The organism is Acidovorax sp. LjRoot129, from assembly GCF_964253765.1.
GTDB lineage: Bacteria > Pseudomonadota > Gammaproteobacteria > Burkholderiales > Burkholderiaceae_C > Acidovorax.
In genome coordinates this window covers 1,312,570-1,326,922 of record NZ_CAXUSE020000001.1, presented here as the reverse complement: position 1 = coordinate 1,326,922, position 14,353 = coordinate 1,312,570, and the positions used below count along the sequence as shown (strand labels likewise).

Below are 14,353 nucleotides of genomic sequence, written 5' to 3'. Positions count from 1 at the left end.
TGTGCGGCAGCGGCCACGGCGCAGCCGCGCTTGAAAGTCAAACGGGGTTCAACCGCCACTGCAACTGCGCAGCCGCAGCAGTGCGCCGGCAAGCGCTGGCAGAGCGCGGGATAACCCCATGTCATGGCGGCACACACTTGTCTACATTTCTTGTATGCAAGACTGATTTCCGTGCTTGCTTATCCACATATCGAAGGGTTCCCATGCTTCGTTTTCTCAACTCCTTGTTTGGCCGGGTGATCCTGGCCTTGATCGCCGGCGTGGCCGTGGGGCTGCTCTGGCCCGACACAGCGGTGCAGCTCAAGCCCCTGGGCGACGGCTTCATCAAGCTCATCAAGATGCTGATTCCGCTCATCGTCTTCTGCGTCGTGGTGCACGGCATTGCCGGTACGGGCGACCTCAAGCGCGTGGGCCGGGTGGGCATCAAGGCGCTGATCTACTTCGAGGTGGTCACGTCCATCGCGCTGGTGCTGGGCCTGGCGCTCGCGTTCTGGTTCGAGCCGGGCGTGGGCATGAACGTGGACCCGAGCGCGCTGGACCCGAAGGCCATGGGTGCTTATGCCGAAAACGCGAGCAAGCTCACCGGTGGCGGCTTCAGCGACTTTTTGCTCAAGCTCATCCCCACGACAGCCGTGAGCGCATTTGCCAATGGCGACGTGCTGCAGGTGCTGCTGTTCTCCATCGTCTTCGGTTGCGCGCTGGCACTGCTGGGCGAGCGCGGCGCACGCGTCACCCTGCTCATCGAAGACCTGTCGCACGTGCTGTTCAAGACCATGGGCCTGATCATCAAGCTGGCGCCGCTGGGCGTGCTGGGTGCCATTGCGTTCACGGTGGGCAAGTACGGCATCGGCTCGCTCAAGCAGCTGGGCATGCTGGTGGTGCTGTTCTATGCAGCGGTGTTCCTGTTCGTCGTGGTGGTGCTCGGGCTCATCATGCGGTTTTCGGGCTTCAGCCTGTTCAAGCTGCTGCGCTACCTGCGCGAAGAGCTTGCCGTGGTGTTCGCCACCACATCGTCGGACAGCGTTCTGCCGCAGATCATGGCCAAGCTCAAGCACCTGGGCATCCGCGACTCGACCGTGGGCCTGGTGATCCCCACGGGCTATTCGTTCAACCTCGACGCGTTCTCGATCTACATCACGCTGGCGGCCGTGTTCATCGCACAGGCCACGAACACGCCGATCTCGATGGCCGACCTGCTGACCATCCTCGCGATTTCGCTGGTCACGTCCAAGGGCGCGCACGGCGTGCCAGGCTCGGCCATCGTGGTGCTGGCGGCCACGCTGCACGCCATTCCGGCGATCCCCGCCATCGGGCTGGTGCTGGTGCTGTCGGTGGACTGGTTCATGGGCATTGCCCGCGCCCTGGGCAACCTGATCGGCAACTGTGTGGCCACGGTGGCCATCGCCGCGTGGGAGGGCGACATCGACCGCGAGCGCGCCCACGCCGTGCTGGACGGCCAGAGCCTGCCGCCAGTGGCACCGCGGGTGGCCCCAGAGGTGGCGCCACAATCGGCCCCATGAGCATCCAGCAGAACCCAATCGCACAACAGGTGGTGGAGTCCATCCTGGCCCAGAAGCTTGCACCCGGCGAGCGCCTGGGCGAGCAGGAACTGGCCGACCTGTTCGGCGTGAGCCGCACCCTGGTGCGCGAGGCGCTGATGCAGCTGCAGGCACGCGGCTTTGTAGAGGTGCGGCCACGGCGCGGCTGGTACGTGGTGGAGCCCTCTGTGGAGGATGCGCGCGATGCGTTCTCGGCACGGCGGATCATCGAGTCGGGCATCCTGGCCGATGCCGGCCGGCCGCTGCAGTCGGTCACGCCCCGGCTGCGCGCGCACATTGCCGACGAGCAGCAAGCCATCGAGGGGGCTGACGCCGCCACGCGCGCCTTCCTGCTGGCCGACTTCCATGTCTGCCTGGCAGAAGCCATGGGCCACCGCAGCCTGAGCGACATCCTGCGCGACCTGACCGCGCGCACCACGCTGGCGGCCTCGCTCTACCAATCACGGCATGAGGCCAAGCAGTCGTGCGCGGAACACGAGTCGATCGTGGAAGCCCTGGAAGCTGGCGACACGGCGCTGGCCCGCGAGCGCCTCCTGGCGCACATCGGGCATGTGGAGGCGGCGCTCAACCCCGACCACCCGCTGGTGCGCGACCGCTTGCGCGACTCGCTCACGCCGCTGGCCGCGCAGCGGGCACCGTCCTGAAGGTGTGGGGAATGCGGCTGGATGGACTCCAAAAAAGCCCCTCCGAATCCGGTATCCTGCGTGCCTCGCTCAAGGCCATGGCCCTGAACGTTTTCTTCCCTGGCACCAGCCGCGACACCTCCGCCGCTGAGCACGCCCCACGCCAGGCCGACGCGCACCAGCGTCCCGCCTGCCCGCTGATGAAGAAACGGCCCCGCACATCCGGGGCGCTGCCCTCTGGCCGGCCTGGCCGCCCGGGGGGTTTTGGCTCCATGCCGCATACGCATAAACCGCCATACGGACCCGTTCCCCCATCGGGTACGCTTGTTTTGCATTCCGCCGAGGACTTCCAGGATTTCCCTATGACCCAGAAACTTTCCGCCGCCGAAGAGGCACTGCGCGACGCTGCGCGCGAATACCACCGCAACCCCGGTCGGGGCAAGATTGCGGTGACCCCCACCAAACCCCTGTCCAACCAGCGTGACCTGTCGCTGGCGTACTCGCCCGGTGTGGCCTACCCCTGCCTGGATATCGCGGCAGACCCGTCCAAGGCGTTCGACTACACCTCGCGCGGCAACCTCGTGGGCGTGATCACCAACGGCACGGCCGTGCTGGGCCTGGGCGACATCGGCCCGCTGGCCAGCAAGCCGGTGATGGAAGGCAAGGGCTGCCTGTTCAAGAAGTTTGCGGGCGTGGACGTGTTCGACATCGAACTGGCCGAGCGCGACCCTGACAAGCTCATCGAAATCATTGCCGCGATGGAGCCTACGCTGGGTGGTATCAACCTGGAAGACATCAAGGCGCCCGAGTGCTTCTACATCGAGCAGCAACTCAGCGCGCGCATGAACATCCCGGTGTTCCATGACGACCAGCACGGCACGGCCATCATCTCCAGCGCCGCCCTGCTCAACGGCCTGGAGCTGGTGGGCAAGGAGATCGGCGCGGTGAAGATCGCGGTGTCGGGCGCCGGTGCCGCCGCCATTGCCTGCGTGGACGTGATGGTGGGCCTGGGCGTGAAGCGCGAAAACGTCTTCATGGTCGACTCCAAGGGCGTGATCTATGAAGGCCGCCCCGGCGGTCTGGATGTGTCCAAGCAGCGCTACGCGCAAAAGACCGAGGCCCGCACGCTGGCCGACGTGGTCGACGGTGCCGATGTGTTCCTGGGCTGCTCCGCGCCCGGCGTGCTCACGGCCGAGATGGTCAAGACCATGGGCACCAAGCCCATCATCCTGGCGCTGGCCAACCCCGAGCCCGAGATCCGCCCCGAACTGGCCAAGGCCATCCGGCCCGACTGCATCATTGCCACCGGCCGTTCGGACTACCCCAACCAGGTCAACAACGTCCTGTGTTTCCCGTACATCTTCCGCGGCGCGCTGGACTGCGGCGCGACCAAGATCACCGAGGCCATGAAGCTGGCCTGCGTGCGCCAGATCGCCGACCTGGCCAAGGCCGACATCAGTGAAGAAGTGGCCAGCGCCTATGCCGGCAAGGAACTCACCTTCGGCCCCGACTACCTGATCCCCACGCCGTTCGACTCGCGCCTGATCCTGAAGATCGCGCCCGCGGTAGCCAAGGCGGCGGCAGAGTCCGGCGTGGCCACGCGCCCCATCGAGGACATGGAGGCCTACAAGGAGGCCCTGTCGCGCTTTGTCTACCAGACTGGCATGCTGATGCGCCCCGTGATCACGGCGGCCAAGGCCCTGCCCGAAGGCCAGAAACGCGTGGCCTACGCCGACGGCGAAGACGAGCGCGCGCTGCGCGCCGCGCAGATGGCCATCGACGACAAGATCGCCCAGCCGATCCTTATCGGCCGCCCCGCGGTGATTGCCGCCCGCATCGAAAAAGCCGGCCTGCGCATGCAGCTGGGCAAGGATGTGGAGGTGTGCAACCCCGAGGACGACCCGCGCTTTCGCCAGTACTGGGAGCATTACCACCAGCTGCAAAAGCGCAACGGCGCGACGCCCGAAGTGGCCAAGGCCGCCGTGCGCCGCTCCAACACCATCATCGCCTCGCTGATGGTGGCCTTGGGCGATGCCGACGCGATGATCTGCGGCCTGGTGGGCACGTACGAGACGCACCTGGAGCGCATCCACAGCATCCTGGGCCGCCAGGAAGGCGTGAACGACTACGCGGCGCTGAACGCGCTGATGACCAACCGCGGCACGCTCTTCATCGCCGACACCTATGTGAACGAGAACCCCACGGCGCAGCAGCTGTCGGATATCGCGTGGATGTCGGTGCAAGAGGTGCAGCGCTTTGGCCTGCCGGCCAAGGTGGCCTTCCTGTCGCACTCGAGCTACGGCTCGTCCAAGCGCGCGTCGGCCAAGAAGATGCGCGAGGCGCGCGACCTGTTCGTGGCGGCGCACCCCGAGATCGAGTGCGATGGCGAACTGCATGGCGACGCGGCGCTGGAGCCCAACATCCGCAACGCCTACATGGCGGACTCCACGCTGACCGATTCGGCCAACCTGCTGATCTGCCCGAACCTGGACGCGGCCAACATCCTCTACAACGTGCTCAAGACCACCACCAGCGGTGGCGTGACGGTGGGCCCGATCCTGATGGGCGTGGCCGACACCGCCTACATCCTGACGCCCGCCGCCACCGTGCGCCGGGTGTTCAACATGACGGCACTGGCAGTGGCCAGCGCGGCCGCGCGCCCCAAGTAAGGGCACCACGCCGGGGGCGCAATGCTCTCGGCCGCCCCGTGCAGCCGCCTGCCTTGCACCGGCGCGGCACCTTCAGCCCACGCAGTCGCTGCGCTCCTACGGGCGCAGCAGGCGCTGCCCCGTGCACCATTTCGGGAAACCCTGCATGCACCGATGCACCGCTTCGGTGAACAATGGGTGCCTGCCCGACACCACAACCACCAAAGCGGGCATCGTTTTTGCTGACTTGACGGCATGGGCAGCGCACGCCTGGCCCGACCGGTCGCCGCGCCCCGTGTTCTCTCTTCCCCTTCTCCCTTGCCCGCCCTTGCCGTCTTCTGACAGGAGCCCCCATGAAAAAACGTTCGTTCTTGCAAACCACTGTGCTGATGGCTGCCACCAGCGTGTTCTCGCTGGCCCAGGCGCAGACGCTCACGCCCATCAAGTTCCAGCTCGACTGGCGCTTTGAGGGGCCCGCAGCCCTGTTCCTGCAGCCGGTGGCCAAGGGCTACTTCAAGGCCGCGGGCCTCGACGTGACGGTCGACGCCGGCAACGGCTCGGGCGGCGCCGTGCAGCGCGTGGCCTCGGGCACCTATGACATGGGCTTTGCCGACCTGGCCGCGGTGATGGAGTTCCACGCCAACAACCCCGACGCGCAGAACAAGCCCGTGGCCGTGATGATGGTCTACAACAACACGCCCGCCTCGGTCATGGCACTCAAGAAAAGCGGCATCACCAAGCCCGCCGACCTGGCCGGCAAGAAGCTGGGCGCCCCGGTGTTTGATGCCGGCCGCCGCGCGTTCCCGATCTTCCAGAAGGCCAACGGCATCGGCAACGTGCAGTGGACCGCCATGGACCCACCGCTGCGCGAGACCATGCTGGTGCGCGGCGACGTGGACGCCATCACCGGCTTCACCTTCACGTCGCTTTTGAACCTGGAAGCCCGCGGCGCCAAGGCGGCCGACGTGGTGGTGCTGCCGTATGCCGACTTCGGCGTGAAGCTCTACGGCAACGTGATCATTGCCAGCCCCAAGCTCATCAAGGAGAACCCGGCCGCCATCAAGGCCTTCCTCTCCGCCTTCACCAAGGGTGCCAAGGAGGTGGTCGCCAACCCCGCGGCCTCCATCGAACACGTGAAGGCGCGCGACGGCATCGTGAACGTGCCGCTCGAAACCCGCCGCCTGCAGCTGGCCATCGACACCGTGATCAACAGCCCCGACGCACGCGCCGAAGGTTTTGGCCAGGCCAAGCCCGGCCGCCTGTCGCTGATGGCCTCGCAGGTGTCCGACGCTTTCAACACCAAGACGCGCGTGAACGCCGACGATGTGTGGAACGCCAGCTTCCTGCCCAGCGCGGCCGAGCTGAACATCCTGCCCAAGAAGTAAATACTATCAATTTGATAGCTACCAGCGCTTATTCATCAAGCGCTGGCGGCCATTTTTATTCAAAAATCACTTCCCATGCAGGCTGCTGACTCCTACTTCGTGGACTTCCGCGACGTCTGGCTCGCGTACAACGACGAGCTTCTCGCGCAGAACCACTTCGCCGTCGAGGCGATCGACCTGCAGATCCGGCAGGGCGAGTTCATCGCCATCGTCGGCCCGTCCGGCTGTGGCAAGTCCACCTTCATGAAGCTGGCCACGGGCCTCAAGATGCCGTCGCGCGGCAAGATCCTCATCGACGGCCAGCCGGTGACCGGCCCGCTCAAGATCTCGGGCATGGCGTTTCAGGCGCCATCGCTGCTGCCCTGGCGCACCACGGTCGACAACGTGCTCCTGCCGCTCGAGATCGTCGAGCCCCACCGCAGCCAGTTCAAGGCCAAGCGCAAGGAGTACGAGGCACGCGCCCGTGCCCTGCTGCAGAAGGTAGGCCTCGGCGGTTATGAAGACAAGTTCCCCTGGCAGCTGTCGGGTGGCATGCAGCAGCGCGCCAGCATCTGCCGCGCGCTGATCCACGAGCCCAAGATGCTGCTGCTGGACGAGCCCTTCGGCGCGCTCGACGCCTTCACGCGCGAAGAGCTGTGGTGCATCCTGCGCGACCTTCAGGCCGAGCAGCAGTTCAACGTGATCCTGGTCACGCACGACCTGCGCGAATCAGTCTTTTTGGCCGACAAGGTGTACGTGATGAGCAAGAGCCCCGGCCGGTTTGTCGTCCAGCGCGACATTGAGCTGCCGCGCCCGCGCGACCTGGAGATCACCTACACGAAGGAGTTCACCGACATCGTGCACGAGCTGCGCGGCCACATCGGCGCCTTGCGCCAAGGTGCAGCAGGCAAGGCCGTCGCTCCTATCCCGCAATAAAAGATCAAAGCGATTCATGCACAAGAAAACCGTGGAGCGCTGGTCCCCCTGGGTCCTGCTCGTCGCCATCATCCTGCTGTGGCAGATCATCTGCTCGGCGTTCAGCATCCCTGAATACCTCTTTCCCAGCCCCTGGGTCATCGCCACGCAGATGGTGGAGTTTGGAGGCGTGATTGCCGCCCACGCCTGGCGCACCTACTGGGTCACCATGGCGGGCTTCGGCATTGCCATCGTCGTGGGCGTGCTGCTCGGCTTCCTCATCGGTAGCTCTCGCCTGGCGTATGCCGCCGTCTACCCGCTGATGACCGCCTTCAACGCCCTCCCCAAGGCAGCCTTCGTGCCCATCCTGGTGGTGTGGTTCGGCATCGGCGTGGGGCCAGCCATCCTCACCGCGTTTCTCATCAGCTTCTTTCCGATCATGGTGAACATCGCCACGGGCCTGGCCACGCTGGAGCCCGAGTTGGAAGACGTGCTGCGCGTGCTGGGCGCCAAGCGCTGGGACGTGCTGGTCAAGGTCGGCCTGCCGCGGTCCATGCCCTATTTTTACGGCTCGCTCAAGGTCGCCATCACGCTCGCCTTTGTGGGCACCACCGTGTCGGAGATGACGGCGGCCAACGAAGGCATCGGCTACCTGTTGATCTCTGCGGGTTCGTCCATGCAGATGGGCCTGGCGTTTGCCGGGCTGATGGTGGTGGGCGCCATGGCCATGGTGATGTACGAGCTGTTCAGCTGGGTCGAGAAGCGCACCACGGGCTGGGCACACCGAGGGTCGCAAGGGGAGTGAGGCCGCAGGATCGGGTCTGAGGGCAGGCGCCGCCCTGCCCCTGCGTGCTCATGTCGGCTTAAGCCCTGCGGCGACTGGCGACTGGCGACTACCGACTCAAGGGAAAGACCGCCGCGACGGAAACTCACCGTCGGACTCCCACAGTCCCGGCTGTGAACGCACCTGCATGCGCCAACCCTGCGGCCCGGGTGCATAGCGGTGAAAGCTGGTGGTGAAATCACCATCCTGCGGCTCGCTGCGCACAGCCAGCAGCTGATCTGCCCCGCGGATGCGTACCTTCTTCCAGGCAGCTTTGCCAGTGTGGGCCAACACGATCGGCACAAGTCGGCCATCGACCCCGCGGGCCTGCGCGTGGATCAGCCGGTTGCCGTCGACTTGAACCGGCTTGGTCAGCGGCCCGCTGTAGCTGCCCGCAGGCGCCGTCAGGTCCACCGTCACGAGCAATGTGGGGACGCGCACGCCTCGCAACGGGGTACGGTCCAGTTTGGCCAGGGGCGATTCCAGCGTCAGGCTGTCGAGCAATTCACCGTGGCAACCACGCAGCTGCAACGCAGCCGGCCCGCCCGATGCCGGCTCGCCGCTGGCCCACAGACGGTCAAGCTCGCTGGGCGTTACCCGCTCATCCAGCACCAGTTGCACGCTCTTGCAGCCCACAGCGATCCGTTCTCCCGCATGCACCAGCAAGTGCGTCGCGAGAAGCAAAGCCACGAGACCCAGGCGTTTCATCATCGGGGCACCTCAATACCGGCAATGACACCTTCGCTCACCGCCACCGCGGGCATAAGCACGTCAATCTGCGATTTGACATCTTTATCCAGGTCGACGCCCGCCTTCTCCAACGCTTTGAGGTACCGCTCAGTGTTGTTTTCGCTTGGTGGCGTGAGCTTGGAGATGGCGTCGCGCACTTTCATGGCTCCGTATTTGTTGAGGTAAAGCGCGCGTTGAGCGGCATGGCCATCGTCCATGTTGGCAAACACTGCAAAAACACCCACGCCGCCGGTGACGTTGCCGATCTTGAAGGGTGAGTCGCGCAAGTTGCCCGGGTTATTGGCGCGCCAGGCCAGCGAACCGCCCACTTTGACGACCCCGGTATAAGCGACGAACCGGCGCCATTGCGCGGGGGTTTTGGAGGCCGCCTGGTTCACTGCAAGGATGGTGGATGGGCTCAGTTCGCCGCCAGTGATGATGGTGCCAGGGATGACGGATACAGCAGGTTTGGCCATGTTGGATTGGTTGTGGAGGTTAGCCAGAAAAAGGACGTGGCAGTGTAGGTAACGGGCATGCCGGCGCCTGTGACAATTTGTGCTGGCGAGTCTCATCGCGTTCGATTCACGCGCCCGGTCGCGGGCAGCAACTCGCATCCATCTGCACCTATCTGCCGACCCATGAAATCGTCAGCATCCCCCTGCCGCTACACTCGCCGCCTCCGTTGACAACAGGATCCTGCACATGCGGTTGGACGTTTTCTTTCGCCCGTTGGCCCTTCTGGGCTGTGCAGGCCTTGCCGCATGCGGTGGCACGCAACCCACCCAGCCCGCTGCAACCACACCGGCCCCGGCCAGCGCCGCCGCTGCGGCCCCTGCAGGCGGTGCCATCAAGGTTGGCATCGCCCTGGGCGGCGGGGCGGCCAAAGGCTTTGCGCACATCGGCGTGATCAAGATGCTGGAGGCCAATGGCTTTGCGCCTGCAGTCGTCTCGGGCACCAGCGCAGGCAGCGTCGTGGGCGCGCTGTATGCCAGCGGCATGAACGCGTTCGAGATGCAGGAAAAAGCCGTCGCGCTGGACGAAGCGAAGATCCGCGACCTGCAGCTGTCGTCGGGCGGCCTGGTGCTCGGCCAGAAGCTCGAGGACTACGTGAACGAACAAGTGCGCCGCAAACCGCTCGAGCAGATGGTCAAACCGTTTGCGGTGGTAGCTACGCGGCTTGAAGACGGCGAGCGCACTGTGTTCGCACGCGGCAACACCGGCCAGGCGGTGCGCGCATCCAGCAGCGTGCCCGGCGTGTTCCAGCCCGTCACCATCGGCAAGTACCACTTCGTGGACGGTGGCATCGTGAGCCCCGTGCCGGTAGACGCAGCGCGCCAGCTGGGCGCCGACATCGTGGTGGCCGTGGACATCTCCAACAAGGCCCGCGGCCAGGCGCCGGCCCACATGCTGGGCGCACTGAACCAGTCGATTGCGATCATGGGACAGAAACTGGGCGAGGCCGAACTGGCCCGCGCCGATGTGGTCATCCGCCCCAAGGTGCTCGACATCGGCCCTGCCGACTTCGGCCAGCGTGCCAGCGCGATCCTGGAGGGCGAAAAAGCCGCCCTGGCCGCCATGCCGCAGATCCGGGAACGCATCGCGCAATTGCAGGCCGAGCGTGTGCGCGCCGCTCAATTGGCTCAGCAGAAGGTGATGGAAGCGGAGCACAAGGCTTGCATGGAAAACCGGTCGCGCTTGCAGCGGCTGGCGGGCATGGCGGGAATGGGTGAGGGGTGTGCTGGGCCTGCGGTTAACAAGTAGCAAGGCCGCTTGCGGGTGGCAGCCCACGCGGGTGCGTACTGGCCGGGAGCAGGTATTGCAAGCGCTTTGACTGAGAGAAAGATGCCGCTTGCCGCCCTGCCCGGACCACCGCGCGGTTCTGGCTAATAAACAGGGAGGAGCGCGCGAGCTGCCTCGGCGGGTTGGCTGTCCGATCTTGCCCAAAAGAGGCGCGACGCAGCCTTATGACCGGTGATACATGCGCTGCCTCCGTGCCGTCAGGCGGGCTGCCCCCGGGTCGGGCCATGAGGCATGTCAGCAATTATCATTGCCAGGTTTTCCAACTTAGCGACAGACCCGTTTTTAGTATGGAACACGGAGCGAAGGCGCACGCTCTATTTTGTCCACCCAGCCCTTTGAAAGTTGATTGATGTTCGAACGAAGTCGGTTGGCGGTAGGTGTTGGCGCGGGCTTGACGATTGGCTTTCTGGCGCTGATCGTGATCGTCAGCACCACCCTCTGGCTGGTGGAACGCGGCAACAGCCTGATTGAGCAATCAGCGTTCCAGCGCACGATCCGCATCGCCGCGGTGGAGCTGCGCGATCATTTACGCACCGCAGAGTCGAGCCAGCGGGGATTCCTTCTGACCGGCAACCAGATTTATCTGGCCCCTTACGACACGGCCAAGACGCGGGCGCGGCAGGAGCTGGACGATCTGAGCAGGATGATTGCGCCGGATGCCCCCAACCGGGCCATGCTGCCCAGGTTGTCGGAAGCAGTAAGCGAAAAAATCGCCGACATGGACTCCAGCATTACGCTGAAAAGCGCCGGCCGCGATGCCGAGGCCATGGCATTGCTCCAGAGAAATCGCGGTAAGACGCTGATGGATGAAATCAATGTCTTTCTCTATGGCGCGATCTTGATCGCCGACGAGAACAGCACGCTCAACAGCGCGGAACAGCAACGCAATGCGTCGCTGCTGCGCTGGATCTCGGCGGGCGCCGCGGTGGTCATCATCCTGGTGGTGCTTGTGGTGGCCTATACGGTCTACCGCAACGGACAGGATTTGAAGCAGGCGCGCGACGAAGTGCAGGCAGTCAATCTCACACTCGAAGAACGTGTGAAGGCCCGCACTTCCGATCTGGCCATGGCGCGGGAACGCGCAGAAGTTCTGCTGGGCGAGGTCAATCACCGCGTGGCCAACAGCCTGCAGCTGGTGGCGGCGCTGGTGAGGATGCAGACGCGTTCCGTCACTGATGCGGCGGCAAAGGATGCGTTGGCCGAAACGCAATCGCGGATCAATGCCATCTCGCTGATCCACAAGAGCCTTTACACATCTGGCGATGTGACCAACGTGGCGCTGAACGATTACCTGGGCGCCATGCTGAGCAATATGGAGACGGCGATGAAGAAGGACGGCCATACCGCCATCCTGAAGTGCTATCTGGAGCCGATTTCGCTCAGCACTGATGCCAGCGTCAGCCTGGGCGTGGCCGTACAGGAACTGGTGACCAACGCCTTCAAATATGCCTACCCCGCCGACAAGCCCGGCGAGGTCCGGGTGCGGCTGAAGCGCTTGGACGGCGGCAAGGCCGAACTGACGGTTGAGGATGACGGCGTCGGGATTGCGCCCAACGCCACGCATGCGGGCACGGGATTGGGCAGCAAGATCATTCAAACGATGGCGTCGTCGTTGAAGACACATGTGGAATACATCAACCGCATGCCTGGCACGGCAGCACGGCTGGTGCTGACCACCGCGTAATGGGAATGGGACCTGCGATGAAATTTCGAATGTCTGTGGTTGTTTCCTTAGCCTGCCTCAGCGGCGCTTCGTTTGCCACGGGCGGCGACGGGCTTACCACGTCCGTCAAGTTGCCCGCCTACGACGCAGCACGGGCTTCTTGCAGAGCGCCCATTGGATTTCAGAAAAAACTGGTGTTCGTGCAGGACAACAGGCGCGAGTTCATGAAGGGCGTAGGGCGCGGGCTGGAGGCCGCAGCACGGGCGCGGGGCCTCAACTACAGCGTTGCCTTTGCCAACAACGATCCTGAGCTGATGATCAAACAGGTGAGCGGCATCGCAGCCGACAAGACCGGCGCGATGGTGGTGGCACCCATCGATCCGCCATCGTTGGCGCCGGCACTGAAGAAGGTGATCGGCGGAGGCGCTTATGTGGGGGCCGTCGTGGCGCCGCCGGCAACGACGGTGTTGAACGCGCCGCAATATCTGACCGGCAAGGTTCTGGCGGAATCCGCATCACATTACATCCGCACGCGGCTTGGCGGAAAGGCCAAGGTTGTGCTGCTGACGCATGACAGCCTGCAATTTCTGGCGCCGCGTTTCACAGCCATGCGCGATACCCTGCGGGCACTGCCGGGCGTGACGATCGTGGCCGACATTTCGCCCGCCACGGTCGACAAGGAGGGCGGATATCGCACGATGAAGACGATCCTGCTGGCGCAACCGAATATCGACGTGGTGCTCGGTGCAGACACGGTGGTGCTGGGAGCGCTGTCGGCATTGCGTGAGGCGGGCAAGGCGCGGCCGGAGCAATTTCTGGGCGGGATAGACGGCGAGCAGGAAGCGGTCGTCGAAATCAAAAAAGGCGACAGCCCCTACAAGGCGAGCATCAGCCTTGCATCATCCATATTCGGCTTTGCGATGGGCCAGCATGCCGCTGATTGGCTGGACGGAAAATCCATCCCGCAGGCAATGGACATCCTGCCCAGGGCACTTACCAGCGGCAACATCGCGGACTATGAGCGCGATACGGCCAACCCCGGCGCGGTGTATGCCGATCCGTCGCGGCGCGCGACTTATCTGAAGATGTACGGCAATATCTGTTTCGAAACGCGCGAGAACTACATTAATTTCCCCTGGTCATCAGAAACCAAATAGGCCGTCGCCCAGCCCCACCTGGACCTTGCACAGAATCGAGCAGCCCGCCCACCATGACCGCCAACCCTTTCGTCATCCTCTACGTCGAAGACAACGACTTGATCCGCGAGTCGTTCGCCGAGTTGCTCACCACTGCCGACCGCCGGGTCGTGTGTGTGGCGGACGGCGCTGGCGCGCGCGAGGCGCTGCGCGCGCAGAAGGTGAACCTGCTGATGACCGACATCAACCTCCCCGACGGATCGGGCCTTGACGTAGCGCGCGAGGCACTTCAGCAGGACCCGAAGCTGCCGGTGATTGTGTGCTCCGGACAGGACTTGAGGGACATCGTCCTGTCGCTCGGCCCTACCGCTCATCCGCTGAGGAAGCCTTTTGAGCTTGACGAACTCGAGGCACTGGTCGAGCGGCTCGCGCAATGAACGACTTGGCTGCCGGGGCGGCGTTTGAGGACCAAGTGGCAGGCATGCGGTAACCCGAACTGCGGCAGGGTAGTCGCCACTTCGGTGCCGTCAGGTCGCTCCGGTTTGTCGCGGCAGCTCCGCTGGCATGTTTTCTAAGGTACGGCCGTACCGCAGATACCGCAGCCATCGCGGTATTTTTCCAGCAGGCTCCGCGAGCACTTCAATCCTCGCACTCCGCGTCTCAACCAAGGCCGTGGCTCGGAAAGCTCGGCTTTTGACCACCCATCATGATGGTCGTGTAGCCTCAATGGCCAGCCGCGCTACCTCTTTCGCGCTGCAGCGAACCTCCAGGGATCATGGCGCTTGCGACGCCCCTCGACCGGGCTGCTCAGTCTCGCTTGCAATCCAGCTGATCGCCTCCAAGTATCGATGTCGAAAGCCCGACACCAACCCGTCTGCAGATGGCATCCATGTAGCTCGGTCATGCGCCAACCCAACCCTTCCCCTTTGATGGTCATTTCAGTGGCTTGAGATCACTGCGGGCTATCGATCGGCGAAGCAGCGCGAAGAGGTCATTCCGCTGTATCGACGAAGACCAGGGCCATACTGCGTTGGCGCCCGCTGAAAAATAGACTGATCTCCTTCCCCCGCTGAGCGCCTCCCTCCAGGCAACG

General features: G+C 64.3%; 12 protein-coding genes. 10 read left to right on the top strand and 2 right to left on the bottom strand.

Features of this window, described 5'->3' with window-relative positions; genetic code table 11:
* Positions 1-203: 203 nt before the first annotated feature.
* The 6 genes from ACSQ3Q_RS06185 (at position 204) to ACSQ3Q_RS06160 (ending at position 7,914) form a co-directional block, all read left to right on the top strand.
* A complete protein-coding gene (locus ACSQ3Q_RS06185; RefSeq protein ID WP_436133527.1) occupies positions 204-1,520 on the top strand; it encodes a C4-dicarboxylate transporter DctA in 1,317 nt (438 codons plus the stop codon).
* Positions 1,517-2,203, top strand: coding sequence for a GntR family transcriptional regulator (locus ACSQ3Q_RS06180; protein WP_436133526.1), 687 nt, complete (start codon positions 1,517-1,519; stop codon positions 2,201-2,203). The genes ACSQ3Q_RS06185 and ACSQ3Q_RS06180 overlap by 4 nt, the downstream gene beginning before the upstream one ends.
* 341 nt (positions 2,204-2,544) lie before the next feature.
* Complete coding sequence (locus ACSQ3Q_RS06175; RefSeq protein WP_436133525.1) at positions 2,545-4,851, top strand: NADP-dependent malic enzyme; 2,307 nt, start codon at positions 2,545-2,547, stop codon at positions 4,849-4,851.
* A 332-nt stretch (positions 4,852-5,183) separates the two neighbouring features.
* The gene (locus ACSQ3Q_RS06170) at positions 5,184-6,215 is read left to right on the top strand and encodes an ABC transporter substrate-binding protein (RefSeq protein ID WP_436133524.1); all 1,032 of its coding nucleotides are present in this window, start codon (positions 5,184-5,186) and stop codon (positions 6,213-6,215) included.
* A gap of 75 nt (positions 6,216-6,290) precedes the next feature.
* Complete coding sequence (locus ACSQ3Q_RS06165) at positions 6,291-7,130, top strand: ABC transporter ATP-binding protein (RefSeq protein WP_436133523.1); 840 nt, start codon at positions 6,291-6,293, stop codon at positions 7,128-7,130.
* A 16-nt stretch (positions 7,131-7,146) separates the two neighbouring features.
* The gene (locus ACSQ3Q_RS06160; RefSeq protein ID WP_436133522.1) at positions 7,147-7,914 is read left to right on the top strand and encodes an ABC transporter permease; all 768 of its coding nucleotides are present in this window, start codon (positions 7,147-7,149) and stop codon (positions 7,912-7,914) included.
* Between the two features lie 96 nt (positions 7,915-8,010).
* Here the strand turns inward: ACSQ3Q_RS06160 and ACSQ3Q_RS06155 are convergent, their stop codons facing one another.
* Together ACSQ3Q_RS06155 and ACSQ3Q_RS06150 are read right to left on the bottom strand one after the other, a co-directional pair.
* Entirely contained in the window at positions 8,011-8,640 is a 630-nt protein-coding gene (locus ACSQ3Q_RS06155; protein WP_436133521.1) for a hypothetical protein, read from the bottom strand.
* Positions 8,640-9,137, bottom strand: a complete 498-nt coding sequence (locus ACSQ3Q_RS06150) for a hypothetical protein (RefSeq protein WP_436133520.1) — start codon at positions 9,135-9,137, stop codon at positions 8,640-8,642. The genes ACSQ3Q_RS06155 and ACSQ3Q_RS06150 overlap by 1 nt, the downstream gene beginning before the upstream one ends.
* A gap of 226 nt (positions 9,138-9,363) precedes the next feature.
* Between ACSQ3Q_RS06150 and ACSQ3Q_RS06145 the strand changes: the two genes are divergently transcribed.
* The 4 genes from ACSQ3Q_RS06145 (at position 9,364) to ACSQ3Q_RS06130 (ending at position 13,697) form a co-directional block, all read left to right on the top strand.
* On the top strand, positions 9,364-10,422 hold the full coding sequence (locus ACSQ3Q_RS06145; RefSeq protein ID WP_436133519.1) for a patatin-like phospholipase family protein: 1,059 nt from the start codon (positions 9,364-9,366) through the stop codon (positions 10,420-10,422).
* Between the two features lie 388 nt (positions 10,423-10,810).
* Positions 10,811-12,145: a sensor histidine kinase gene (locus tag ACSQ3Q_RS06140; RefSeq protein WP_436133518.1), complete on the top strand. Its 1,335-nt coding sequence runs from the start codon at positions 10,811-10,813 to the stop codon at positions 12,143-12,145.
* A gap of 29 nt (positions 12,146-12,174) precedes the next feature.
* The gene (locus tag ACSQ3Q_RS06135) at positions 12,175-13,281 is read left to right on the top strand and encodes a sugar ABC transporter substrate-binding protein (RefSeq protein WP_436133517.1); all 1,107 of its coding nucleotides are present in this window, start codon (positions 12,175-12,177) and stop codon (positions 13,279-13,281) included.
* A gap of 53 nt (positions 13,282-13,334) precedes the next feature.
* Positions 13,335-13,697, top strand: coding sequence for a response regulator (locus ACSQ3Q_RS06130; RefSeq protein ID WP_436133516.1), 363 nt, complete (start codon positions 13,335-13,337; stop codon positions 13,695-13,697).
* Positions 13,698-14,353: the final 656 nt, after the last annotated feature.

Coding starts and splice junctions, on each gene's coding strand:
- ACSQ3Q_RS06185 (WP_436133527.1), top strand. CDS start 204: ATGCTTCGTTTTCTCAACTCCTTGTTTGGCCGGGTGATCCTGGCCTTG.
- ACSQ3Q_RS06180 (WP_436133526.1), top strand. CDS start 1,517: ATGAGCATCCAGCAGAACCCAATCGCACAACAGGTGGTGGAGTCCATC.
- ACSQ3Q_RS06175 (WP_436133525.1), top strand. CDS start 2,545: ATGACCCAGAAACTTTCCGCCGCCGAAGAGGCACTGCGCGACGCTGCG.
- ACSQ3Q_RS06170 (WP_436133524.1), top strand. CDS start 5,184: ATGAAAAAACGTTCGTTCTTGCAAACCACTGTGCTGATGGCTGCCACC.
- ACSQ3Q_RS06165 (WP_436133523.1), top strand. CDS start 6,291: ATGCAGGCTGCTGACTCCTACTTCGTGGACTTCCGCGACGTCTGGCTC.
- ACSQ3Q_RS06160 (WP_436133522.1), top strand. CDS start 7,147: ATGCACAAGAAAACCGTGGAGCGCTGGTCCCCCTGGGTCCTGCTCGTC.
- ACSQ3Q_RS06155 (WP_436133521.1), bottom strand. CDS start 8,640: ATGAAACGCCTGGGTCTCGTGGCTTTGCTTCTCGCGACGCACTTGCTG.
- ACSQ3Q_RS06150 (WP_436133520.1), bottom strand. CDS start 9,137: ATGGCCAAACCTGCTGTATCCGTCATCCCTGGCACCATCATCACTGGC.
- ACSQ3Q_RS06145 (WP_436133519.1), top strand. CDS start 9,364: ATGCGGTTGGACGTTTTCTTTCGCCCGTTGGCCCTTCTGGGCTGTGCA.
- ACSQ3Q_RS06140 (WP_436133518.1), top strand. CDS start 10,811: ATGTTCGAACGAAGTCGGTTGGCGGTAGGTGTTGGCGCGGGCTTGACG.
- ACSQ3Q_RS06135 (WP_436133517.1), top strand. CDS start 12,175: ATGTCTGTGGTTGTTTCCTTAGCCTGCCTCAGCGGCGCTTCGTTTGCC.
- ACSQ3Q_RS06130 (WP_436133516.1), top strand. CDS start 13,335: ATGACCGCCAACCCTTTCGTCATCCTCTACGTCGAAGACAACGACTTG.